Source organism: Nostoc sp. C052 (assembly GCF_013393905.1).
In the GTDB taxonomy this organism is placed as follows: Bacteria; Cyanobacteriota; Cyanobacteriia; order Cyanobacteriales; family Nostocaceae; genus Nostoc.
Genome location: NZ_CP040272.1, coordinates 7,576,591 through 7,602,192, shown reverse-complemented (window position 1 = coordinate 7,602,192; position 25,602 = coordinate 7,576,591). Strand labels below are relative to the sequence as shown.

19 protein-coding genes are annotated in these 25,602 nt (G+C 39.5%); 8 read left to right on the top strand and 11 right to left on the bottom strand.

The window, feature by feature from the left end; genetic code table 11:
• Window positions 1–44: 44 nt before the first annotated feature.
• The 4 genes from FD723_RS31325 to FD723_RS31310 all read right to left on the bottom strand — a co-directional run bounded on the left by FD723_RS31325 (window position 45) and on the right by FD723_RS31310 (window position 6,700).
• Entirely contained in the window at window positions 45–593 is a 549-nt protein-coding gene (locus FD723_RS31325) for a Uma2 family endonuclease (protein WP_256874990.1), read from the bottom strand.
• Window positions 594–672: 79 nt separating this feature from the next.
• On the bottom strand, window positions 673–1,275 hold the full coding sequence (locus tag FD723_RS31320) for a hypothetical protein (protein ID WP_015131175.1): 603 nt from the start codon (window positions 1,273–1,275) through the stop codon (window positions 673–675).
• 113 nt (window positions 1,276–1,388) lie between these two features.
• Window positions 1,389–2,003, bottom strand: coding sequence for a Uma2 family endonuclease (locus FD723_RS31315; RefSeq protein ID WP_179068817.1), 615 nt, complete (start codon window positions 2,001–2,003; stop codon window positions 1,389–1,391).
• Window positions 2,004–2,137: 134 nt separating this feature from the next.
• Complete coding sequence (locus tag FD723_RS31310) at window positions 2,138–6,700, bottom strand: phytanoyl-CoA dioxygenase family protein (RefSeq protein ID WP_179068816.1); 4,563 nt, start codon at window positions 6,698–6,700, stop codon at window positions 2,138–2,140.
• A 449-nt stretch (window positions 6,701–7,149) separates the two neighbouring features.
• Here FD723_RS31310 and FD723_RS31305 point away from each other — a divergent pair, with 449 nt between their 5' ends.
• Window positions 7,150–7,368 (top strand): AMP-binding protein, encoded by a 219-nt coding sequence (locus tag FD723_RS31305; RefSeq protein WP_179068815.1) that lies wholly within the window; start codon window positions 7,150–7,152, stop codon window positions 7,366–7,368.
• 224 nt (window positions 7,369–7,592) lie between these two features.
• Here FD723_RS31305 and FD723_RS31300 read toward each other — a convergent pair whose 3' ends face one another.
• From FD723_RS31300 to FD723_RS31285, 4 genes are all read right to left on the bottom strand, one after another.
• Window positions 7,593–10,022: a glycosyltransferase gene (locus FD723_RS31300; RefSeq protein WP_179068814.1), complete on the bottom strand. Its 2,430-nt coding sequence runs from the start codon at window positions 10,020–10,022 to the stop codon at window positions 7,593–7,595.
• A gap of 627 nt (window positions 10,023–10,649) precedes the next feature.
• A complete protein-coding gene (locus FD723_RS31295) occupies window positions 10,650–12,086 on the bottom strand; it encodes a sulfotransferase (RefSeq protein ID WP_179068813.1) in 1,437 nt (478 codons plus the stop codon).
• Window positions 12,087–12,199: 113 nt separating this feature from the next.
• Window positions 12,200–13,555, bottom strand: a complete 1,356-nt coding sequence (locus tag FD723_RS31290; RefSeq protein ID WP_179068812.1) for an ABC transporter ATP-binding protein — start codon at window positions 13,553–13,555, stop codon at window positions 12,200–12,202.
• Window positions 13,552–14,340: an ABC transporter permease gene (locus FD723_RS31285; RefSeq protein ID WP_179068811.1), complete on the bottom strand. Its 789-nt coding sequence runs from the start codon at window positions 14,338–14,340 to the stop codon at window positions 13,552–13,554. Before FD723_RS31285 ends, FD723_RS31290 begins: the two co-directional genes overlap by 4 nt.
• 169 nt (window positions 14,341–14,509) lie before the next feature.
• On the opposite strand from FD723_RS31285, the gene FD723_RS31280 reads away from it, so the two are divergent.
• The 7 genes from FD723_RS31280 (at window position 14,510) to FD723_RS43255 (ending at window position 22,333) form a co-directional block, all read left to right on the top strand.
• Window positions 14,510–16,795 carry a glycosyltransferase gene (locus FD723_RS31280; RefSeq protein WP_179068810.1) on the top strand — a complete coding sequence of 762 codons (2,286 nt, stop codon included), beginning with the start codon at window positions 14,510–14,512 and terminating at the stop codon, window positions 16,793–16,795.
• Window positions 16,796–16,799: 4 nt separating this feature from the next.
• The gene (locus FD723_RS31275) at window positions 16,800–19,058 is read left to right on the top strand and encodes a glycosyltransferase (protein WP_179068809.1); all 2,259 of its coding nucleotides are present in this window, start codon (window positions 16,800–16,802) and stop codon (window positions 19,056–19,058) included.
• Between the two features lie 328 nt (window positions 19,059–19,386).
• Window positions 19,387–19,464 carry a hypothetical protein gene (locus FD723_RS44245; RefSeq protein WP_372743828.1) on the top strand — a complete coding sequence of 26 codons (78 nt, stop codon included), beginning with the start codon at window positions 19,387–19,389 and terminating at the stop codon, window positions 19,462–19,464.
• Window positions 19,461–19,718 carry a DUF2252 family protein gene (locus FD723_RS44240; protein ID WP_372743827.1) on the top strand — a complete coding sequence of 86 codons (258 nt, stop codon included), beginning with the start codon at window positions 19,461–19,463 and terminating at the stop codon, window positions 19,716–19,718. The genes FD723_RS44245 and FD723_RS44240 overlap by 4 nt, the downstream gene beginning before the upstream one ends.
• A 28-nt stretch (window positions 19,719–19,746) precedes the next feature.
• A complete protein-coding gene (locus tag FD723_RS31265) occupies window positions 19,747–21,462 on the top strand; it encodes a SulP family inorganic anion transporter (RefSeq protein WP_179068807.1) in 1,716 nt (571 codons plus the stop codon).
• 114 nt (window positions 21,463–21,576) lie between these two features.
• Window positions 21,577–21,945, top strand: coding sequence for a hypothetical protein (locus FD723_RS44235; protein ID WP_372743776.1), 369 nt, complete (start codon window positions 21,577–21,579; stop codon window positions 21,943–21,945).
• Between the two features lie 256 nt (window positions 21,946–22,201).
• Window positions 22,202–22,333, top strand: coding sequence for a hypothetical protein (locus FD723_RS43255; RefSeq protein WP_256874989.1), 132 nt, complete (start codon window positions 22,202–22,204; stop codon window positions 22,331–22,333).
• A gap of 244 nt (window positions 22,334–22,577) precedes the next feature.
• Here the strand turns inward: FD723_RS43255 and FD723_RS31250 are convergent, their stop codons facing one another.
• From FD723_RS31250 to FD723_RS31240, 3 genes are all read right to left on the bottom strand, one after another.
• Window positions 22,578–23,528, bottom strand: coding sequence for an L-lactate dehydrogenase (locus FD723_RS31250; protein ID WP_179068806.1), 951 nt, complete (start codon window positions 23,526–23,528; stop codon window positions 22,578–22,580).
• Between the two features lie 77 nt (window positions 23,529–23,605).
• Window positions 23,606–25,000: a mercuric reductase gene (locus FD723_RS31245; RefSeq protein ID WP_179068805.1), complete on the bottom strand. Its 1,395-nt coding sequence runs from the start codon at window positions 24,998–25,000 to the stop codon at window positions 23,606–23,608.
• Window positions 25,001–25,191: 191 nt separating this feature from the next.
• Complete coding sequence (locus FD723_RS31240; RefSeq protein WP_179068804.1) at window positions 25,192–25,569, bottom strand: hypothetical protein; 378 nt, start codon at window positions 25,567–25,569, stop codon at window positions 25,192–25,194.
• Between the last annotated feature and the right edge of the window lie 33 nt (window positions 25,570–25,602).

Below are 25,602 nucleotides of genomic sequence, written 5' to 3'. Positions count from 1 at the left end.
TACCAAAAAGAAGCAAAGTGACTGAGTGACTCAGAAGAAACGAACTATTGTCGGCGAGTCATACCCATTAAAGCATTAACCGTAAGTTCGGGTAGAATACCTAAGCTTGGCAGAAAGTCTGCTCCTGCAAATACTATAGGTAAGTCGTCTCCTTGCCAGACCCAAATCTGCTGACGAGCGAGATCGATTAACCAGGCTAGTTGTGTTCCGTTGCTGAGGCAGTGGAGAATCTTATTTTGTAAGTCTAGGGTGCTTTGGTCGGGCGAACGAATTTCAATTAACCAATCTGGCGCTCTATTAAATGAGCCGTCCTCATCAGTCAGGCGATGGCAGGCAACGATCGCAATATCTGGCACTGGGGAGTAGGGAGGTACGATGCAGCGTAGCTCTTGCACGGCTTCAAATTCATCGGTGCGATCGTTGATATAATTGACAAGGTTGCGTTGTAGCCGTGAGTAAAAGAGGGTTGGCATTGTTTTTTGCACGGCTCGCCCATCAATTAACTCCCATACAGGAGAAGCCTCAATATTGGGTTGAGCGAGAAACTCTGCAAGCGAAATTGTGGCGATCGACTGGGGCATATCTGTTGACAAAATTTTACTATGCTTGCCTGCACTAACTCTGGCTATATTTCAGAATGATACCCCTTTCGAGCCAGGAAAGACATGATACTCAGCCCTGCTGCGCCATCCAAGCGAGAAAACCCAAAATTTGCTCAACTGGAGGGAGGGGGTAATCTGTAAGGTCAATGGACGCGCATTGCCCTTCTAGCTTGAGAAACCGCCAAACTGTACCACTGGTGACTGTTCCGTAAATCGTCAAAATCGGCTGTTGCTTTTGTTGGTTAAAGCGTTGAGCCGCAACCATTTCGGCGAGGCATTGCCCTAGTGCTGGTTTCAGGTCTTCCTTTTTGGCTTCCACCAGGATAACCGCAGGGGCTTTGATAAATAGCTGTTCTGGGGAACGACTAATGAGAAAGTCAACATAGCCAGTCAGTTCAGCTTCCGGTTCGACATTGAATTCCTCGCCAGAGAAAACGCTAATCTGTCCTTTGAGTTGGCGTTTCACTTCCAGTAACACAGGATTGATGATACCCTCAGAACGGGCTTTCTCACTACTCACTGCGATCGCCCAGGGAATTGTTTCTTTAAGAATATCCACCAGCAAAGGAGTAGGGGTGAGTGAGGGAATTTCTGGCAGGAAGCGACTCCCTTCAACGATTGTGAGTTGAAAATCCTCTACAGCTTTACTGAGTGTGAATTTACTATAAGGCATAGATTTATAATTATTAGAGAGTATAACTATCCAGTTGAAAAAGGTTAAAAAGCTTATAAAACAAGCTTTATTACCTTACTTTCCCCTCTGCTCCCTGCCCCCTTGCCTCTTGTTCAATCCCACACCCGACGCAAATTCAGCACAAAACCCAGTAACACCGTTTCACCAGACAATTCAGCCGGATTTTCCAACACTTCCACTGCTAATTCTGGTCGATAAATTTCCACCCGTCGCTGCTGCGGATCGATTAACCAGCCCAGGAGAGCGCCATTATCAATATACTCCCTCATCTTCGCTTGCAGGGACTTGAGGCTATCTGAGCTAGAGCGTAACTCCACGACAAAATCAGGACAGATATTAGCAAAGGTTCCTTTTTGCTCTGGAGTAAGTGCCTGCCAACGTTCTTGGCTGACCCAAGAGGCGTCGGGAGAACGAGTCGCACCATTGGGTAAAATGAAGCCAGTGGAGGAGTCAAAGGCTTTACCCGGTTCGCTCGAATTACGCCACCACAAATACAACTCTCCAGAAATACTCCAATTGCGTTCTCCAGTTTCCCAGCCCGTTGGGGGGTTCACAATTAACTCTCCTTGTGCTGTTCTTTCGAGTCTCAAGTCTGGGTTGGCTGCTGCTAAGGCTGCAAACTGTTCCTGGGTGACGTACAACCCAATTGTAGACGGCAACTCAATCAATAGGGTTTCGGTTTCTGGGTTGGTGGGAGTCTGTACCATCTTGACCTCTTAGACAATAGGGATTAGGTGAAAGATGCCTGCCCTATTAACTAAACATTCTACAGGCAGATATAGCGATCGCTTGTAGATTGAGCAATTAACGTCTCTAGTTGATTTGTTGTTTTTGGTTACATTCAAAAAATTCTCGGTTGAAGCTGTAAGGCACGGCGGTAAGAGGTACTTGCATCATTAAGCTGACCTTGTTCTGCTAAGATATCGCCTAAGTGTTTGTGCGACCAAGAGTAATCTGGATTTAGTTCAATGGCACGTTGGTAAGAGGCGATCGCATCTTCCCATTTCTGCTCTTTTTCTAAAGCCTTGGCTAACTCCAAGTGGATTTCAAAGTTATTTGGGTGAAATTGAAGTGCGGTTTGATAAGTGGCGATCGCCTCACAAAAGCGATTTTGTCGAACAAAAGCATTGCCTAACTGCAAAGAAATTTGTGCATCATCTGGCTTAATTATCAATGCCTGATGGTAAACTTGGATATCATCGGGGTTAGAAGCGATGCGAGAGCGATAATAGCTCATTATTCCCTCGCTTCCCTGAGTCTGGTGGAGATAAGATTTGAGTAGTGCTAATTCAGTTTGCGAGGTCTGTAATTCAGATTCAGATTGTGTCAATTCAGTTTGAGTTTGTTGCAATTGGTTTTGAGTATATTGTAAATCCGACTGAGATTTTACAAATTCAGTTTTAGAGGCATGTAGTTCAGATTGAGATTGTGCCAATTCAGTTTGTGTGGTGTACAGTTGAGACTGAGATTGTTTGAACTCTTCTTGAACTTGTTGCAGTTCTGCTCTACTTTGTTGCCAATTCCCCACTCTGTCTAGCAACCGATATCTGCTCAAAGATTCTATACAAAAGGCAGTTGTTAATTCCGCCGAGCCAAATGTCTTTTTATCTGTTTTACCACCATACATAGGAATTCTCTGCCAAGAACCATCAGATTGTTGAGTTTTGAGTAAAAAATCAATGGCTTTATCTAAGCTGAGGGTTTGACAATTGAAATTCAGCAACGTACATACGGCTAAAGCTGTCAGTAACTCATCACCAAATGATCCGTCAGCTTTCTGTAAACTGAAAATTTTATTAGTGACTGGAGCTATTATTCCTCGAAGTGAATTTACACCATTAAAATATGCTCTTGAAAGCATGTAGTAGAAACTTAACTTGTGATTATAGAATGAGGTGTTATCGTCTTCGCTTCCTTGAAGAACAACGCTAGTTAAATACTCAACTGCCTTTTGGGTCTGTATATTTTCTCCTAGATATAACAAAACATTAGCGTTGACTACACAGCAAATATCATCTTTGTTAGTCAGTTGCCAGAATTCATCTAGGCAAGAAAATCGTTTTCCTAACGTCACTAAATCTAGAATAATTCCTCTGACATATCTAGGAAGTAGCCAAGTGTAAAATAATCCCTGTCGGTTTCTGTTGCCAAGAATGATTGCAGTATTCGGCTGAATTGGTATACCATTCATCCTCAAAACATAAGACGCGCAGCAAATATCATCCAAGTCAGGAGGCGCAACATAATGCTTTTCATTTTTTGATGACCAATACCTCCACAATCCGCTTGATTCCATTTCTTTTGATAGAAAGCTTAATCCTCTTGCGATTAGTTGTTGCACTTTACTTTCATAGCTGAGAAAACTTAGAGAATAAATCACAAGTGAGGTTACAAAGGGTGAACTATCAAAAACTAATTTTTCTGTTACTTTCTGCTTCAAGCCAAGAGTTCCACAAATCGCCTTTAAATTTTCATTTGGTAAGGTGGTCTGAAACTCTCCATCTTCTAATTGGACTTGAGTTAAGAAATCTATAGCTTTAGTGATACTATCTTGAAACTTATCAGAAGGTAATGTAGTAGGGATTTCAAGCATCTCTTGCCGTTCTTGCTGAATAGTTTCTTGTCTATTAAGATCGTTCCGCAGCAGCTTGACTAACTTTGCAATGAGCTTTGAACATGAAATAAAAGGGAGATTAAATTCAGTCGCTCTTTGGGCGATTGCTGGATAAAATAGGACTATATGTAACCCCAGTAAACTCAAAAATGACACTTCTCGGACAGATAACAGAATTGTCAAAGCCAAAGGCAACCACACTTCGTAAAAATCATGGGGTAGTATGTAGGCTTTCTGAACCGGAGCAGTGTCAAACACACCTGATGTCAATTTAATATTGATCATCCTTAACAGAATATAAGGGATGAAGAACACTAGCACTAAAGGAGCGAAGTGAGAAGTAACCCACATTAATAGACATAGCAAGAAAATTTCAGATGGAAAGACAATATAACTTATTCCAAATCGAGCCGAGTCTACGCCGATGCTTGTTACCAAAGTCTTCACGCCCGAATTTAAATCATTTTTCCAATCCCAAATTTGATGTAAAACAATAGCTCTAATTCCTACAAGAAATGCCCAAGCTGTGGCGACAGTAGCTAAAGTAGCGCTCTCCGGTTGGGGTATGCTGGCTAAATCAGAGAATACTGTAGCAACAAGCAGGGTTGGTACAGCATGTACCTGTGCTGCATCAGTAATTACCCCCCAAATACCTCTTTCTTTGAGTCTGAGGGGAGGTGCAGAATAAATAGTTAGCAGTACGTAGATAGTGGCAAGTAAAAATGTTGATTTAGTATTAATACCAATAAAAAACCAAGGGATTAAACCTGCAACTGCCAAACTTGCACTCAACAAAATGCGCTGTAAATTTGATAAGCAAGCTATTCTATTGTACTTACCCGCTTGCAAATCCACTTCAATATCAAAAATATCATTGACAACATGACCGTAGGCAGCTACAAAAAACATGGAAGCTATTAGAGATAGCAGCGTAATGATAGATTGTAGAGTTGGCGTAGCTTGTAAAAGTATTTCGGCATAGGCAATAGCCAGTAGCGGCGGAATTTTATAAAACCACCAGTCGTTACCTCGAAGCAAGTTGAAAAATGATAAAAACTTTTCCCTGATTCCAGTGTCTTTATCTGCTTTTCGTTCTGGAGCATTCATAAACTCCACAAATTGTTCTGGTGTTATTGGCGCAACTTGATAATCAAAGATACCTAGACTTAGAGCATTTTCTGGTTTTTCCCCTTGAATGTAACTATCATAAAACGTATCATCTACTTCAAAAACTTCTAGTTTATTAGAGTTTTGAGAATATCGAGAATAAAACAGCACTGGACTATTTTTAGGGGTTATAACGCAGATAAGTGCTACTCTTTCAGCATTAGTTGAGTTAGGACAAGAACCATGAAAGAGGCGATTATCATATACCAAAGCCTGTCCGGCTTTCATCGGAATATTGGTAAGATAATCCTGTTTCATTATAGACAGAACTTCCTGACTATGTGCAAAACTATTAGAAGACCTTGGCGTTGAATTTAGCAAGTGACTTTTTTGAACAACATTAAAGCAGCCATTTTCCTCATTAACGTCAATGAGAGGACACCAAACTCCAAAAGTTTTTAAATTTATCTCATCTGCGAAAGATCGGTCTTGATGCAGAGTTACTCCGCTGGAAAGCTTGTTAGGTTTTTTATTAATAAAAGTGCAAATAGCTACTTTATGATTAGGAAATAAAATTTCTAATTTGGGAATAAAAACTTTTTTTGCTTGTTGGATGACTTGTTGCCGATAGGCTAGGTCTGAGCTACATATAGTCGCAGATACAAAAGGCTCTATTATATCATTGGGGATTGAGTTTTCTCTATAAAATCTAATAAGACTTTGTACTTCATCTTCCTCAAGAAAATCAATAACTGTATATCCTTTATCTTCAAGTTCCTGATTAATACTACTAGGTTTTACTGAAATGAGGGAGCTAGAGCCTGCTTTTCCGCTCTGCGAACGTTTTTGCATTTTCTCAATGAACTCTTCTTCTGTGAGAAGCCTATTTTGATTTTCAATAAATCCTAAACTTTTCAAATTAGATGGTCTTTTAAAAAAATCTTGAAACACGAAAAAATCTGGTTCAGTCTGAAATACTTCAAATCCTTTTTTTGGTTCATTTACATCAAAATAGTAAAAAACAGGATCTATTTCGCTAGGGACTAATATAGCCTGCATCACATATCTTGGCTGATCTGTATGATTTTCATCTGAAAAATGCAATAGACTATGGTCAAAAACTAGACATTCTCCTGCTTTTAAGCAGATGACTTTTCCATATTTTTCAACAATTGCATCTTCAAAATTTTTACAGTAAAAGTCAACTGTACTAGTCACAATATCAGGAACAATTTCATGACTACCTTCCACAACTTGGAGAGTTCCATTGTCTTCATTAGTATCTACCAAAGGACACCAAAGAGTTAATGAAGTATAGTTTTTTCTATCAAGAACAAACGTCCAATCTTGATGAACAGGAAACTTCCCTTTACCTGGAGGCTTGATAATAAAATTAGTGGTAATTATTTTGTAATTATCAAATATATTTTTAAGGCGAGGTTCTAAAATACTCGTAATTAATTGTTTGGCTTTGATTTTATATTGTATATTACTGTCGAAATCTGTTAAGTGATAACTAGGTTGTTCAGAGGAGCTTTCAGCATTAAAGTTATTATCTGGTTTCATTAATTGTAATTCCGATAAAACCAAGTTAACTTCCTGACTAGACAACATTGGCATTGTTGAATAGCCCTTAGTTTTAAATTCTCGTTGGTTTTCGGCTTTAAGAAATACATTACGCATAGCGATACTGGTTTTAAATTAAATGGTGGCTAAGTTTTAAATGGACAAGCAATCCAGTATTTTAGCTTAAACATAGGTATTCTGGCTTACTAACCTAATAGATGTTTTCAAAAGGCTCATTTTGATCTCCTCTGCACGAAATTTTCAGCTTTCTATCGCTTGGGAGAGCCGATTTCTTCTTTCCTGTTTCCAAATTTACAATTGCGACTGGACGACATTATGTCAATCTGAAACTCATGCGCGCGCGATTGTGGAAGCAGAGATATATCCATGCGTTGCAGCCGTTAGCCGAAGCGGAATCACATCAGGTGACTGAGGAGAGGAAGTTTGCTTACGCGATCGCCCTCTTAAATTAGTCTTGACTAAGGAGATCGCACCTCCCAACTCTCCGACCAAATAGCGTATTCTTTTCTAGAAAATGAGAAGTTAAAATCTCAAAAAACTCAACTATGCCATATCTACTCCATCAACTTCTAGAAACCAGCACCAAGCGATACCCAGAGCAAGAAGTAGTCATTTATAAAAACAACGCTATCACCTATCGGCAGCTAGACATACTCTCCAATCAACTAGCTTGGGTTCTCAAAGACACTGGGATTGGAAAAGGCGATCGCGTCGGCATCTGTCTCAAGAAATCAATCGAAGAAATCGTAGCTATTTACAGTTGACAGTTGTAGGTGCGGAATGCGGGATATAACATACTTTGTCATGGTGAGGAACGAAGCAATCCCAATCACTGCGATTGCTTAGTTGTTCCTCCTCGCAATGACATCTTACATTTAATTACGCTTACCTACTCAGTAATGTCCTAATCTACAAACTAAAAAAATACCATCATAATTGTCGTACCGCAGCTAATTGAAAATAAAACATCTGTGTAATTAATTTTGCTTTAACTGAGTAGGTCAATTGAGTGGTGCATCTTAGCATATCTTTGAACATCAGCCAACTCTAACCATTCAAAATTATCAAGCTGTGCTATCGTTTTTTTAAACTCCAACTTAGCTTTTTCAAAATTTTTGACATGAATAAAATGCATGACTTTAGCTGCTAGAATATTCTGCTGCATTTTCTTTGCTGTAATGTCTAATGAATAATTAAAAGCGGCTTCAACTTCAGTTTCAGAAAAACTATCAAATGAATACGAATTTTGTAACACCTCATTGGGAATTGGCTTGACATAGCGAAAAGCTCTAGAGGAATAAATGAAGGGATGCTCAATCGGCACTAAATACTCTCGCAAGCGATACATAATTAGATGAATCCAAGAAGTATAGTAATGAGCAAAGTCTTGGTGGATTACCAGAGATACTTCTGGAATCAGATAGGGAAAGAAGTTTTTTATAATACTATTTGTTAATTCCCAGGATTTCATCGCATCAATAAAAAGACACTCGATTTCATCTTGTTGCCAGCCAATTTCTGCAAGATCCCCAGGATAGACATGAATGAGATGACTCCAAGGATTAATTCGCTCCTGGTATTCGTCTAGAAAACTATCTCCATCTTTGTACTTTCCTTCTAACGAAGTGCCGATGATATTTTGCGTCATATTAGCCAGTGAAGACCAAATAAAAATATCATAAACATGAATGCGCTGGTTTTTGTTAGTTACACAAGAGTTAGCCTCAAGCCCCATTGCTAAGGAAATGGTTGATGAACCCAACCAGCAACCAAGTTCTACAATTTCTCCTCTACCTGAATACTCATTTTGGGCATAGTTCTCTAAAAAGAGTTGCTCCTCCATTGAAGTCATACCCAGTATCCATCGCCTGGGTTCACTTTTATCTAGATGGCTTGCAGGTGATGTAGCTGTTTGACAAAAAGCTTGCTTCATGTATTTAAATCTTTGATTCAGCAAGCGTTGATTTACAAAATGGAGAAACTCTCTCATGGGTACATCGAGTTTCTCAGGGTAGGCCCAGATAGCTTCAATCATAGCTTGTGCAAGCGATCGCACATCTTCCGGTATGAACCAGCGCACACCACTGGTGCGTCCAATAAGATTGAGAGTTTCTCGAAATCCACCTGTATCTGAAACGATTAAACTAACAGGTAATTGTCCCATTTCTAATGCTGTATGGGGAAAGTTCTCTTGACTACTGGTGAGGCAAACGACTACACTATGCAACAAACTCACCAACTGAATCGCTTCTTGACTGAACAAATCAGTCACAATGGTGTAACAACAATTAGAGCCTAACTTTTGTTTAATATATTGCTGGCTATCTAAACCTTGTAAACCCTCTGCTTGCAGCTCAACGTTTTTACCCATAAAGATGATATGAACTTTTTCAATAACATTGCTTTCTAGTAGTTTGATTGCTTCTAGGAAGGTAAAAAGCCCTTTTCTCTCCTCTAATCGTCCAAAAAATACAAGCGGAATTTTATCTTCATCAACAATTATTTGCAAATCATTTCTCAGCGTAATTGTTTTCAACGGTTGTTCAATAACTGAAAAACAATAAGGTAAATGTTTTGCATGAGATGTTTTCCAGCCATACTTCTCTACTTTCTCTTTAAGAAAATGTGACAAAAAGAATGCTAAATCTGCCTGTTCAAAGGAATATTGCTCATAATGGCTCGTTTGCCAAAACCAGCGAGGATGAGAATGTGTGTACCTTGCATGAGCTTCTTGCAGCCACTCCTGCCCACTATGCAAAGTCACAGCCACCACACAATTTTCTCCTAAAACACGCGATCGCTTGGCTTGAACTGTGCGGTATCCCAATCCCAGCATTTCTGGAAATTCAATGTAAATATAGGTGTTAGGAAATGTAGTGGCGATCGCAGTCACAAAAAACAGGGCACAATAGCTCTCGTAGTCTACCCATTCTCCATGCTGCAACTGAGACAAAATTCCCAAGTGAGCCGGCTGTAATTCTAGTACATCGATACATTCACTGGTCGAAAAGATATGTTTCACTGCGGGAATAGTTGACTCTCCAGCAAACTTCTCTTGACTTTGGCAAAGCAGTAGCACAACATAAAAGTCTTCTGCTGCTAATTTCTCACTAAGAGTGCGGTAGTAAGTGCCAATTCCACCATTTCTAAAAATACCTTCGTATTCAGTTGTGACAAGTAATGCTATTCGTGCAACTGCTGAGGGCAATTTGTCTTTTATTATCTGTTTGAAGCTGACTTCAAAGTTGTTATTATGATAATTTTGCAGCCTTTTCTTTTGAAAAATTAGATTGGGAATTTTATTAGTAAATGCCAAAGGTTGATTCACATTGGCTTCGCTAAAGTACTGCTGTAAAAGTTTCTCTTCATTTGAGTTGATTTTTTGAGACAGTAATTTTTCTATGTCTGCTGGCTTCATTGAATTTAAGATATATTGCTGTCAGATTGAATAATACTTGTTATTAACATTTAACAAATTAAATGTACGATTAACATTTTTTCAGGTTTTTGATGAAACTATTAATATTTTTTTACATATCAAATATTAGTGAGTTCAGAAGTTATACGAGCGATCGCCTTTTGAAAAAAAGTTTGTGATCTACTGACAGTGGGAAAATCAAGAGGATATACAACCGCTTCAGCTTGGGGCTAAAAAGCGTCCTTTAATGCTACAACTATTTTGGTTACCTATTTAATTCGTAACGGGCATTACTTATTACTTCCAGTGCTAGTTTTAGGTTTAATTCTGTTCTTTGTGAAAGCGTCGGCTTTAGCTCCCTTTACAGCGCTTCCGGCTATTATGCAATATAGTTTTCTCCTTGTCCCTCTCCTATCATCGCTTTCAGCCTTTAGGATGTACCTCCTAGCTGCCGGAAGTGCTGTATCTATACGTTGTTCTGATTTTAGTTAAACATATAGGAGTGCGATTTGATTTCTGAAAAAATATAAGTATCTGTAGTGGCATGGCAAGCCTAAAATAGTGTATTAGATGTAGGCTAGATTGACGCTAGGAAACCCAACATGGATCTTGCAAGCCCAACATATATTATTCCCAATTAAATTTCATACCTAGAAAATCTTCTAATTTCTGATTGTGCGGTTTAAAAAAATCAGATAATTTTTTGCGTAATTCGTTGTTAGTTTTTGAATAAGAGCCAGAATTAACCTTGGGGTATTCTGAAAGCGAGTAATCAGTTATTTCTAAAAAATTATAAATCTGTTTCATAGTTTTATCTGTTTGATTATAAAGGTCTTCACTTCGCAAAATCAGAAACTGTTCTCTCGGAAAAACAGTCATCCATTTTTCTAAGAAATAAACGTATAAACCAAACCAGAGATATCCTTTTTCTGTTTGCCAGTATTTCTCAATGACTTGGGTAGGATCGGCTATGTCTTTCAGTATTTCCACTTCAGATGTCATTGCTACTTCTAAAGAACGATGTTCTTTCATAAATTTAAGACTCATATAGTATTGAGAAATTGCTCTATCTACTGGGTTACGTAGTATAGCAATTAGCTTAATTTGGGGAAATAGCTGAAATACTTTTTTTTCAACTTCATAGCTACCGAGATACCAAGGAGTTGCTTCTCCGGTTAAAAAGCCTCCTTCAGCAGGAAGAGGAGGAAAATGAGCTAGATACCAATCAAGTCCGAGGTCAAAATTTTTATTAAAAAAATGTAATTCTTTGTCGGTAGCTGGGAGAAATTGAGGGTGTTGGCACAGATAATAGTAAAGCGAAGAAGTGCCAGCTTTACCCATGCCAATAATCAAGAAACTTACATCATCATTTTTCGGAGAATTTATGTACTTTTTTGTAATTTTTTTATTCAAATGAATGGTTTGATTAATGGCAAATTTATAGGCAATAATAGCCTCAGATATTTTACCTTGTTTGGTTAACATGTCTCCTAAAACTACATAAGCATAGGGTGGAGTTAAACATCCTTGAATTAGTTGATGATAGAAGGTGATTATTCTCTCTAATTGGTTGAATTCAGGGGTAAAACAATAGTTGATTATACAATTCAATGTAAGATAAGATAAAGATAAGGATGGTTCAATTTCAATCGCTTTCATATAAGCAGCAATTGCCTCATCCCATTGTTTTTTTTCTTTAAAGTCATATCCCAATACAATAGCATCCTTCCATGTTTTAACATCAGCAGGAGTTTTTACTGTTTCAGAACGTGACAGCAGCATCTGAAAGCTTTCATAATCCAATTTACTTTGGAGGAGATTTTGAAAGGCAGTAACTTCTTCTCCTTCAAAACCTAGAGTTTGTAGCATCTTATTTAAGACTTTAGGTACTGATGCTAAATCTGGTTGAATTTGCAAAGCTTCTTGACAGACTTCGAGGGTTTTATCTAATTCTCTTTGCTCATAATAAAGTTCGGCTATTTTGTCATAAATGGCTAGGTTGTCAGGCTTGATCTGTAGAGATTTTCGATAATGAGTTACTAATTTTTTTAGATGGGATTCCATAATTATTATTTTTGCTATCTCTTAAACTCAGTTATCGAAGGTGCTGGTGTCGAAAATCTCAAGTAACTTTTGTCAACTCAAGTGAAAATTAGTAGAAGAGCGATCGCTTGTTACTACTTTGAGCTTGTAATAACTTGAATTTGCCCGTTTCCCGGTAAATTACATAATCCAAAGTGAGAGTGATGATTGTTACTATAATGAGACGTAACGTAAAAAACACCTACTTTTTCATAAACATCGCAAATCTGAAATCGGCTGTTAAATTCCACTTGGGGAAGTTCATCAATGCGAGCATAATCATCAGCCTGCATTGTTAGCAAAGCAAAACCGAGAACGTATTCACCGGGAGCTATACTCAGGGTAATACTACGACAAAAACGCACGCGATCGCCATGATGAACTTGCTTAGGAATGCTAACCTTTTGTAGACAGGAAGACTTACTATGAATTACCACATTAAACTTATTAGTAATCATGACAACAGCAATTGGTACACCAATAGTTTCCTTCAGTTGAAATTCGCAACAAAAATAAGCTTGTTCGCCTTGCAAAAAATTGACGCAGCCCTTACCCTTAACGTTACAAATAGTGTAACTAATTAGTTGAGCATAATTTGCCTGGGGAAAAGAAACAGGAATAAAAACTTCATCAGCAGGCCAAAAAAAATCATCCGGTATTTCTAAAGGTACTTCTACCTTTTCTTGAAGAACAGTCGGAGAAACATTATTAGCCAAACCCATCTTTAGTTGATGGAACTTAATAATACCTTTCATCGATTCTCCTTGAAAGATTTTTTCTCCACGATGCAGTACAATCACCTCTTTACAATATTGCTGTACCGATGCTAATTGGTGAGTCACTAAAATGATCGTAATCTGCTTTGCTATCAGTTCCTCAAGACGGGCATAGCATTTCTGTTGAAAGAAAATATCTCCAACTGCTAAAACTTCATCTAAAATCAGAACATCACATTCTAGAAACGCAAATAAAGAAAAAGCTAATCTTGTCTTCATTCCAGAAGAATACAACTTCATGGGACGGTCAAAAAAATCTCCCAATTCCGAAAATTCTTCAATTTCTTTTATTCGTTCTTGGACATATCCTTCAGGAAATCCCAACAATTCAGCGCTGTAAATTGCATTTCCTCGTCCACTAAGTTCGGGATTAAAATCAGTTCCTAATTCTAGCAGTGAGAGAACTTTACCATTTAATTGATAAGTTCCTGATGTTGGCTTCAACACCCCGGTAATTATTTTTAATAATGTACTTTTACCCGCTCCATTTTCCCCAACAATACCAAAAAAATCGCCTTTACGCACTGAAAAAGACACATCTTTCAATGACCAAAAAGGCTGATGATAAGTGTTCTTTCCTAAACTTAACCATTCTTTAGCACGATGCCAGGGATTTGCATAAATCTTAAAACATTTACTTAAATTATTCACCTGCAAAATAATATTATCACTCATATCACATCTCTAATCTCATCTTGGAGCTTTTGATTGACAACATTACCTAACCAAACAAATAAAGCTAGCCACCCAAGCATAATTAGCCAAACATGAAATCCTGGCATTTGATTTTCTAAAATGATATTGCGAACTGACTGAATATATGCATAGGGTGGATTCAGATAAAGCCAAGGTAAAATATTTTTGGGAACAATGGATTCTGGATAAAAAATAGGTATCATCCAACTCCATAAGGGAATTAAAAATTGTAAAATCTGCTTGACATCGGGAAAAAGAGTTTGTAAGTTAGCTAAAATTAACCCCATACCAAAACCTAAGCCTTCTAAAAGTAATCCCAACACTGGTAATAACAATATTCCAAAACCTAGATTCCCACCTAACAAAATACCAATAGGAAGCACTAAAGCTAGGTAAATAAACAGCAGAAATAGCGAAGTTAAAGTGACTTTAGCCACAAAAACCTCAGAAGGAATTGCTAAACGCCGCAGATAAATAGAATTTTGTACAAAAGCATTGCTACCACTAGCAATAGTTTCCGCAAATGTCCGCCAAGGTAGCAGTCCAGCCATCAGATATAAAGCGTAGGAACTCCCCCGCACACCACGAGAAAGCAGTAAAGAAAATACAACTGTGTAAATGAGAATTTCGCACAGAGGATTAATAATGTTCCAAAGGATACCTATACCCGTACCAGCATAGCGATAACGCAATTCATACCAAGCGTTGTAAAAAATGTAGCGCCGATATTTGTAAAGATTATTAAAAAATAAGTAATTTTTCATACCTGGCAATTGTATACAATTTTTAAGATTGCTTGCCAAATGATGTTTATAAAGTATCATTTTTAACTTAAGTGTATTGAAACGCACTTGGGTTATTGGCATTGGAAGTTAATTCCAAGGCAGGTAAGCAACTAACAATCAAGATAAACACTAGCAGTTTGCTTGTTTTATGTCTACAGTTACACCTTTCCTTGCTGTCAGCGAATTTATCAATGTACTGCAAAGGAGAAAATGTAAATTTTCTAGTCCAGTATATCAGCAACCAGTTGTATCCATTATTTCTTCATTCTTTAACGCCCATAAGTATTTTGAAGCTACTTATAAATCTATAATCAATCAGACATTCCAAAATTTTGAATGGATAATTGTTGATGACTGCTCTACCGAACCAGAAGCGTGCGTCTTGTTTCAATCTTTACCCAAAAGATACGGAAAAATTAAAACCTTGCAGCATCATACTAACAAAGGACTAGCAGCAGGTAGGAACACAGCCATTACCTATGCAACGGGTAAGTACTTATTTTTCATGGACTTAGATGACCTGATTGATCCTACTTACATAGAGAAGTGTGTGCTATTTTTGGAAACTCATCGAGAGTTTTCCTTTGTTAACTCCTACTCAGTTGGTTTTCAAGCTCAAGAATATTGGTGGACTCACGGCTTTAATAAACCCTCGCAATTTATTCACCAAAATTGGGTTACAGGTAGATTACTTTATCGCAAGTCAGACTTCGACTGTCTGGGGGGATTTGATGAAAATCTGAGATTTTACGAAGATTGGGAAAGATGGCTCAAAGCCATAGCCAACAACCAAAAAGGTTGGACAATACCTGAATACTTAGATTGCTACCGTCGCCTTGATTCTGGTTTACTAACAATTTCTAAAGCAAATGTTACAGAAGAAAAACGAGTCACAGAATTAATTCAATCTCGCTATGAAAATTTTTTTAATCACAATTATCTTCCCGATATCAGTATCGAACGATATAACTTTACTTCGGATTCCCGCTTCCCGAAAATAGATATTATTAATCCTCTTGAAAAAGACTACTCCAGCAAGTACATACTTTGCTTTTTCCCTCACTTAGAAGTTGGTGGTGCTGACAAATTTAATATCGATTTAGTGACTCTATTAGCAAATCGTGGTTATGAACTGACTATTGTTACAACTTCCAAATCAGAGCATCCTTGGCAGAAACATTTTTATGCAGTCACATCAGATATATTTCATTTGCCCAATTTTTTACAAGATAGTGACTGGTTAGACTTCACTAAATATATTATTCAATCACGTCAAATTGATCTTGTCTTTATTTCTAATTCTTACATCGCTTATTACTTCTTACCTTTACTGCGTCACGAATTTCCTGATATCGCTTTTATTGACTTTACTCATACTATAGATCCTGGTTGGCGTGGATGTGGATATCCACGTCTTTCGTGTAAATTTAGCCAATTTTTGGACTTACAAATCATCTCCTGTCATCACCTTGCGGAATATTATCGATGTCTGAATCCGCAAACTACTGAGGAATTGCAAGTTAGTTATACTAACGTTGATACTAATAAATGGGTGCAGGATAAAAAGAAACGTGACCAAGTGCGATCGCAACTGAAAATTCCTCATGAGTCAGTTGTAATCCTATTTCCGGCAAGGTTAGTAGAACAGAAACGTCCTCTACTTTTAATTGAGATTGTTCAAAAACTAGTTAATCGCTCTTTCAACGTCTCAATAATTGTTGTGGGTAATGGTTATTTGTTGCCGGAAATGCAAGCTAAAATTAATCATTTTGGTTTAGATTCACACTTTCATATATTGCCTGCTATTAATCCTGAAGAAATGCTTGCTATTTATTGTGCAACAGACATCTTGTTACTCCCATCAGCTTATGAAGGGATTTCTCTGGTGATTTACGAAGCAATGTCTATGCAATTACCAGTCGTTGCTTCAGATGTTGGAGGACAAGCAGAATTAGTCATACCTGGAACTGGGTTTTTAGTTCCTAAAGCAGAAAATGAGATCAGCGAAGTCGAGTCATACCTGAAAGCATTAATTCCTTTAATTCAAGATAGCGAGTTGCGTTGTAAAATCGGTTACTATGCGCGGCAACGAGTCGTTGAACTATTTTCCTTAGATAAGATGGTTGAACGCATAGATACCCTATTTACTGAGGCGATCGCTTCATGCCCAACCAGAACCAAACCAATCATTAATCTGGCTTTAACTGAAGAAATGCTACTTCTTGCCCTAGAATACCTGCACCAAGAACAAGCTTTAAGCAATTTATGGCAAGAAAAGCGTCACTTGGAGAGAAAAACACATCAACTTGAACAAGAAAAACACGAATTAGGTTGGAAAAAACGAGCGATGGAATCATCCAAGTTCTGGAAATTCAGAACACTGTGGTTTAAACTCAAGCGATCACTTCGTTTGACTCAAGAAGAGGAAATCTAAATATATGAAGATATTTTTGATTGCCAGTGAATGTCCTCCAGTTCCTGGTGGGATTGCTACCTATGTCGGCAATATGGCGGCGATGTTTTCTGATGCTGGACATGACATCACTGTTTTTGCCCGCAGTCCTCAAACAGGAATTGAAGAAAAAAACAAGCTGAAAATTATTAAAATAGTTCCTAAAGATACTTATTTATTAAATTCTCCAAAAGCTCATCCCCGTTCTGAAACTCATCCAGCCTTCCCACATAACGTTATGGGTTACTGGGGGGCAATCAGCTATCAGTTAGCAGAGGAAGTCATTAATTATATTCGCACTCATGGCCAACCAGATATTATTGAGAGCGAAGACTATAGCGGGATTGCTTATTTTTTATTACAAAAAAAGTTATTAGGCTGTCCAGAACTACAAAGAGTACCCATAGTTCTCAACCTACATAGTCCTCAATATCTGCTTTATCCTGCTGACAAAATGCCTAGTTATCATCTTTGTGATTACTGGGTAGGAAGAATGGAAAAGTTTTGCATTCTGGCTGCGGATGGAATTTTCGCTCCTACTCAGTACATTGCCCAGCAGGTAAAAACGACTTTAAATCCCGATCTCGACATTGAAATTATCCCTTTACCAGCACCTCAGAAACTTTTACATCAAGAGCACTTACCATTATCCTTACCCACGCCGGGAGATATAGTTTACTTCGGTAGGTTAGAAGTTAGAAAAGGTATTATCCCCTTGTTAGAAGCTTGCAGTCAGTTGTGGGATGCAGGCATAAATTTTCAACTTACAGCCATTGGTGGCGATACTTGGTATCACCTCCAAGGCTGTTATATGAAAGCTTATTTAACAGAAAAATATCGTCAATATATTAATTCAGGTAAACTAATAATTTCTTCACCTCTACCCCAGGCACAACTATATGAAAGAGTGAAGAAAGCATGGTGCGTAGTTCTTCCCTCTCTCTGGGAAAATTTTCCTAATACTTGCTTGGAGTCTATGCTTTTAGGTAAAGCGATTTTAGCCTCATCTGCTGTTGGTCATATTGAAATGTTACAAACAGCAGCAATCCAAGGAGGTTTAGTTTTTGATTGGCAGAAGAGTAATGATTTCGCTAATAAATTAAACCAGGTTCTCAGTTATTCAACAACTGAAATTATAGAGCTAGGGTTAAAAGCTCGGACTTTAATTTTGAAAATTTCTGCCCCGGAAAATGTATTGTCAAAACGGATGGCACATTTAAAAAAACTTATTGGGCAGCATGAAGATAGAAATATTTTTCCCTCTTTAAACTATCTACCTCACGGCAAAGTTTCTTATCCGTCGTCTTTAGTTGTAGATACAGATATAAGCATCAAAGGTAGAATCTCTATTTGCATTCCATTCTACAACTGCGGTCACTACATAGGTGAAACACTCAACTCTGTATTTGCCTCAACCTATCCTGACTTAGAAGTGATTATTTTCAACGATGGTAGTACAGACAAAAAGAGTTTCGAAACTCTAGCAGTTATCGAGCAAACATATAGTAACCTGAAAATTATTCACTCCAAAAATCTTGGTGTAGCCACAGCGAGAAATAAAATGGTAGAGATAGCAAGTGGTGAATACATTGCTTTTCTGGATGCTGATGATCAAGTTTCTCCAACTTTTTATACACAAGCATCAAAGATTTTAAAGCAATACAAAAATGTTGGTTTTGTTGCTTCTTGGATTAAAGAGTTTGGTAATTCCGAAAAAGTTTGGGTGGCTTGGAATACGGAATTTCCTTATCTACTTTGTCACAACACTCTTGGCGTTTGTACTGTGGTGCGAAAGGCTGCTTACCTTGCTGCTGGTGGGATGAAATCTCTGTTGGCAGAGAATTTAGAAGATTACGAATGCTGGGTTAATATGTGTGAAAAAGGTTGGCTGGGAATTGTAATTCCTGAACTGCACTATTTTTATCGCATTCGTTCTGATTCCCGCTTGCAAAAGGGCAACCGCGAACAACTGCTTTATCTTTATGAGTTAATTGCTGAAGAACATCCTCAGCTATACCAAGATTATGGGGTAGAGATTTATCATTTACTAAATCAAAATGGTGCATCTTGGTTGTGGGATAATCCTTCACAAAACACAGTTGAATTTAATGTTAATATGACGGGTATGGAAATACTTTCTCTTGTGACTAATAAGCTCAAGAAGGTGTACAGCGATGGGGGCATATCTTTAATATTAAACAGGTCGCTGCTAGTGGTAAAATCCCTTCTACGTACCTGGCGTTGATCTCTAGGTACTTTAACCCGGATTTCTCACAAACAATAAAAAATCAATTTACATGACCTGATCAATACCTTTGCCAAAATAAGAGCCTACAAAAATTTTGGCAAAAACTGGCAAAATCCCCATACATAAACGTTTAGCTTCTGAGATAGATGGGACTGTTAGAACCTTTATACTACGGGCAATACGTTAAAAAACCTTGTGGTAAACCCCAAAGGAATTTTTATGACTTATTGTTTTTGCCAAACCTCAGAGAACAGCGAGTTAATGGTGCAAGGATCATCAACCCACCCTCGTAAATTGGCAACGGTATTGTTGTGGAGACAGCCATTTGTCCAACTTTGGTGGATACGGTACACCAGAGAGAAATGTGGGCATGACTTCTACCTGCGGCAACTCAGAGATATGAAAACTTCTGTCGAGATTGAAGGAATGTCGGAGACGGATTTGAAGGGCTACTCCCATTTATGTGGTTGGGCGCTGGCGCACAGTCATGCTCGTTCGGGGAATCGATTTGCTATTAGTGGTTATCTCGGTCAAAGTAACACATTTGAGCAGGCGATCGCTAATTTTGCGGTTGCTTACGCTGACCAAACAGAGCGGGATTACAAAGCACTAGCTGACGCAATTGCGGCAGGGCAGATCAAGGCAATCGAGGAATAATTTTGGACAAGGATTTGAATCCGAAATAATGAAGAAATTGAACGCAAATACAGCCCAGCATCCAACTAAAAAGCGATTTCGCATGTTTCAGGGAATTTTACCTTTGACAGCAGCCACCATTGGGAATGATATCGTTGCGGGTATTGTGCTAGCAGCACTGGGTATTCCGGAAGTTATGGGATACACAAAGATTGCCGGAACGCCCATTGCCACAGGTCTTTATACACTTATTCTTCCAGCCTTGGCATTTGCGCTCTTTGGATCTTCTCGCCATCTGGTGGTCGCTGCCGACTCTGCAACAGCCGCAATCCTGGCGGCTGGACTATCAGGCTTGGCAGCGTCGGGGAGTTCCCAATATTTAGCGTATTCAGAATTAGTCGCCATTTTAGTAGCTGGACTTTTACTGTTAGCACGCCTGTTTAGACTGGGTTTCTTAGCGGATTTTCTGTCGCGTACCGTGTTGGTAGGTTTCTTGACTGGGGTAGGAATTCAAGTAGCGATCGGTCAATTAGGTGGATTGTTGGATTTAAAAGGCGGGGGGAATAATCCAATCCAGCAAATCATTAATACCTTTGAAGGTCTGCCCCATGCCAACCCATTAGCGATCGCGATTTCTCTAGCAGTCTTGATTACCATTAAACTATGCGACAGATTGCTTCCAAAATTTCCAGGTGCGTTGCTGGCTGTAATAGTAGCAATTCTTGCCAGTTGGCTGTTTAACTTTGCCAGTCATGGTGTTATGGTAGTTGGATCTATCCCCAGCGGACTGCCATCCTTTGGGTTGCCTACTGTTGCTCTGAGTGAAATTGGGCAATTGTTTGGCATTGCCCTATCGTGCTGTATCGTCATTATTGCCCAAAGTGCAGCGACCTCACGCGCTTACGCCTTTCGATACAACGAGGACTTTCAAGAAAATATTGACCTTGAGGGTCTAGCTCTAGCGAATCTGGCGGCGGGGGTGAGTGGAACCTTTGTGGTCAATGGTAGCCCGACCAAAACCGAAATTGTTGACACAGCAGGAGGACAAAGCCAAGTAGCTCAACTGACCACAGTAGCAGTGGTATTAGTAGTCATCCTCTTCTTCACTCAACCAATTAGCTATCTGCCGAATGCGGTTTTAGCAGCAATTGTATTTTTGATTGGACTAAAATTGATTGACATTCAGGGGATGCGGGCAATATTTTCGACTCATCGTGAGGAGTTTTATCTTGCGATCGTCACTACTGCTACGGTTGTTTTTATCGGTGTTAAAGAGGGTATTGTTTTAGCAATTATTTTGTCGCTGATTTTGCATGTGCGTCATAGTTATCGACCGCATTCTGCAATCATTATTCCCGATGCTCAGAGATTATGGCAGCCGATTCCTGTGCGTATCGGCAGTGTATCAGCATCTGGTCTGATCGTTTATCGGTTTAGTAGAGACTTGTTTTATGCTAACGCCAGCTTCTTTTCAGAGGAGGTGCAAAATCTCGTGAAAAATGCGGAATCACCCGTGCAGTGGTTTATTCTGGAGTCCAGAGCAATTACTGAAATCGACTACTCCGCATCCCAAACGATTCGGGATGTCGTCAAAGAATTATCCCTTCAGAACGTAACTTTTGTCCTCTCCGGTCTGTCACCGGAGGTAAAAGTCCAGTTCGAGCGGGATGGGCTGACAGATTTAATCGGTGCTAATCGGTTTTTTAACCACTTAGAAGAGGCGTTGGCGGCTTTCCACGAAGTTAGCAACGAACAATCAACTTAAAGGAATTACCTAGAGTGCTAAAACTCCAGGAATACTGGCTGGCAGCAAATGGGCTTTTCTTGCGATCGCACCGCCGCGAGTTAGAGGTTTGCTTGCAAGTGACTCAAACTCAAGTTGCTGGACTCCAATCCCTTGAACCCCAATACTTGTCGGTTAACGGGAAAAGGGGAATGGGAAAGGGGAAAGAAAAAACCTTTAACCTTTACCCCTTCCCCTTTCTCCCAAAACCCGAAAAGTATTGGGTTGCATCTTCCCTCTCCGGCGCTGGTTCACCCAGAATTGTTAGTTCCTCAACTGGAAGAACTCACCGACAACAACCTCTCATGTGCAGAAATTCAAGCACGAAATTATCAGTCGCTATTTGTCAATAAAATGACGAGTGCGATCGCACAAATGTGGGAAATAGGAAATATTGCACCAATACTACGCGGTATATCTCGTAAATCACAGGTAGAAGTGCTATTTAACCTGAGTTCGGGTTAAAGATAAGGAGGTAACCTGAGTTCGGGATAAGAAATCCTCAAAAGCCTTGAATTATCGTTGTTCGGTCTAAAGCTCTGTTTTCATCTATTGTCAATAACACATATTGCTGAGATTAGTTTCATTTGTGAACCTTATTGACAAAATGATTCCACTTTTATCCCTGCTTTGATCAATTCCAGTTTTATTCAATCCTGACAGAATAAGCTTTTTAGCTTCTGGCTTAACCCGAACTCAGGTTAATTTTAGGAGAAACACAATGACTCATCGAGTAAAAGAAATTCTCAGCTGGTATGGCAGCGACAATCCCGGAACGCTGACTAATTTAGCCCGATGGCAAACTAGCTGGAACTGGCAAAGTCGTCATACTGCCTGTGGTTCAAGGCTTTGAGCATAAACCACTACGTCCAACGCTGGGCATTCAACTTGCCCCCCCTGTCGTTGGCTGTGTTGCTTATTAAAGTTAACTGATTAAATAAATGCTTTTTGGAGAGTAGATGCCAAAATAAATGCTTGAAGTTCCAGTAAAAAACCTGGCAAAGTACAAGCATGAATCGATTTAGGTAAATCACTTGATTATCTTACTAAAAACCGTTTCGATGTCATGCCGAGTAGTCAGGGGTTCCAATTTGATTTTAATTATGCAAAGAATTATGGGCTTCATTGAGTTTATTGGCTGATTCTTCTAATAAGCGTTGTTCATGAGCATTTCTTGATAACAGCAGTTGGCGCTCAATGCCTGTTGAGCCAATGATACATGGAAGTCCAAGAACAACTTCACTGCCAACTCCATAGTTAGAATCTGCTCTGGCTGATACTGGAAATATCTGCTTTTCATCTCGCAGGATGGTATCAACTAACTGACAAACTACTGTTGATATACCATAGCTTGTATTTCCTTTGCGTTCAAAAATGTTATAGCCTCGTTTACGAGTTAACTGTGCGTACTCTTGCTGAATTTGTTCTAGCGTTGCTCCTTGTGGTATGGGAAATTCAGTTAACATAATTCCCCCAATAAATGCACTAGACCAAACGACAAATTCACTGTCTCCATGCTCTCCAATCACATAAGCATGAACGTCTTGTTTTGCAACATTCAGTCGCTTTCCAAGTTGATATCTCAGTCTAGCAGTATCAAGAACGGTTCCCGAACCGAAAATTAGGTTTTCTGCTCTGGTGGAAGTAGCGATCGCAATCCGCGTGAGTACATCCACTGGATTGCTAATGATAAGTACGATTGAATTCGGTGCAACTCGATCCAATTCTTTGATTGTCGAACGTATAATCTGTGTATTGTCGCTCAATGTATCTAATCGCGTCTGTCCAAGTTTCGGCTGCACCCCAGCAGTCACAATAATGATATCTGAATCAGCTAAATCTTCATACTGATTTGATGGTATAATCTCCATCTCTTTAAGTAAGGGAATGCTGTCTTCAATGTCCCATACTTGTCCTTCAGCTTTTGATAAGGTTCGGTCAAAAAGGACAACCCTTACACATCTACCGAGTAAAACTAAAGCATTTGCAACGTTTGCACCTACATTACCTGCACCAATAATACCGACTTTGGATGTTTTACTAATCATGCTATAGCTACTTTTTTCTCTTCAAGAGTGAAATGTCGTTTATTTGGTAAGTCCTTAGGTCTGCAATTGCTGTCTTTTTACAACTTGGAAAACAATATATTTAACCCTTCGGTCATCGTGGGATGAGTCAAAATACCATCGCGCAGAACGGTGTAGGGCATCTGAGCTTGGATCACCATCTGCACTGTTGAAATCACTTCACCTGCTTCATGACACAACAGGGAACACCCTAGAATCCGACCTGTCTCTGTATCCACAATCGCCTTCAGCAGTCCATCAGTTTGACCGAGTGTTTTCGCTCTAGGAACGGCTGACGCATCCACCTTCGCCACGCGGATGGCATATCCTTGTTGCCGTGCTTCAGTTTCAGTCAAACCCACATGAGCCAGTTCTGGATCGATGAACAGACAGGATGGAACCAGGCGCTCGCTTGTACTACGGTTGCCCCCATCAATTAAATTAGCTTTGATAATGCGATAATCGTCGAGCGATATATGGGTGTATTGTGGGCCGCCATTGATATCGCCTAACGCCCAAATTCCGGGTACATTCGTCTCCAAGTGATCGTTGACTTGAATAAATCCGCGTGCATCGGTTGCCACACCAGCAGCAGCTAAATTTAAGCTCTCGGTATTAGGCGCACGACCAACGGCGACGAGCAAATGCGAACCCTGGAGGGTGATTTCACGATCGCCAACTTGGATTTTCAGGATGGTTTCATTACCAGTGCGATCAACCCTCAATACCTTCGCCTTCAGCAAGAATTCAATACCATCTTGTTCCAGTAATGTTTGAACTGCGATCGCTATATCTGGATCTTGCTGTGACAGGATTTGTTCGCTTTGCCCAATGACAGTAACACGAGAGCCAAAGCGCCGAAACATCTGGGCAAACTCTAAACCAATATACCCACTACCGAGAACAATCAGGTGTTCAGGCAAGTATTCTAGCTCCATAATCGACTCACTCGTTAAAAACTCAACTTCTGTGAGTCCGGGAATAGATGGAATTAACGGTCGTGTGCCTGTATTAATAAATAACCGTTCAGCGGTAAGTAAGCTATTGTTCCCCTCAGTCGTCGTTACTGCGATCGTTTTGGGAGCAATAAACCTTGCTTCGCCAATGATCAAGTTTTTATCGAGAGCCGTTTCTAAATTGTGCAAGTTCATTGCACGCATCCCTTGCACAACCGCTCGTTTTCGTTGGATCACCTCTGCTAAATTAACGCTGGGTGTATTGGTTTTAACCCCATAAGCAGAACTGTTTCGCACTGTGTTTGCTACATTGGCACTCGCCACCATAGTTTTAGTAGGAATGCAGGCGATATTGATGCACCCGCCACCAATCATGTTTAAACTGCGTTCAACCAGAGCGGTTTTACGTCCGTCAGCAACCAGCGCTGGTGCCAGTGTTTTACCCGCTTTGCCGCCGCCGATAATAATATCGTCATAGTGTTGAGTGTCCACTTCCATATCCTTTGAGTTTGTTGAAGTCAGAATGGGCTAAACGCCCCGCTACTGCTAACAGGAGTCAGAATTCAGGAGTCAGAATCAAGACGCGTAGCTTGCTAACCCTGCGTTCGCAAAGCGTCTCACAGAGAAAGCACCGCTTTTTCGGTCAGAATTCAAAAGAATTCTGGTTCTTGACTCCTGAATTTTGTAAGTCAACTTTTTCTACAATTTTGCCGCATCAAGATACGGTTATTTTTATATACCTCTAAAGTTCCAGACTGTGGGTTATCCAACGTGCCATCCCATACCCAATATTCATAAATTCCATTCCGAAATTTATACACTCGAACACCTTCTGTCGCTTTGCTAGTTCCTTTACCCAAACTTAAATTACCGTTGGGATTGGTCGCGCGATAGAGCAGTTCACCTGAAGTATAATTCCGCCAAATATTTATGTTGTAGCCACCCTGGCATTTCGTACTCAAGACGATGCCAGCAGTAGAGTCAGCAGAAGCTCTTAAGGAACAATTAGTTAATACACTAATTGGCAGAGCAAGGAATAATGCGGATATTTTTAGTAGTCTTTTCATTGTGTTCAAGAGTATTGAAAAACTAATTAGACG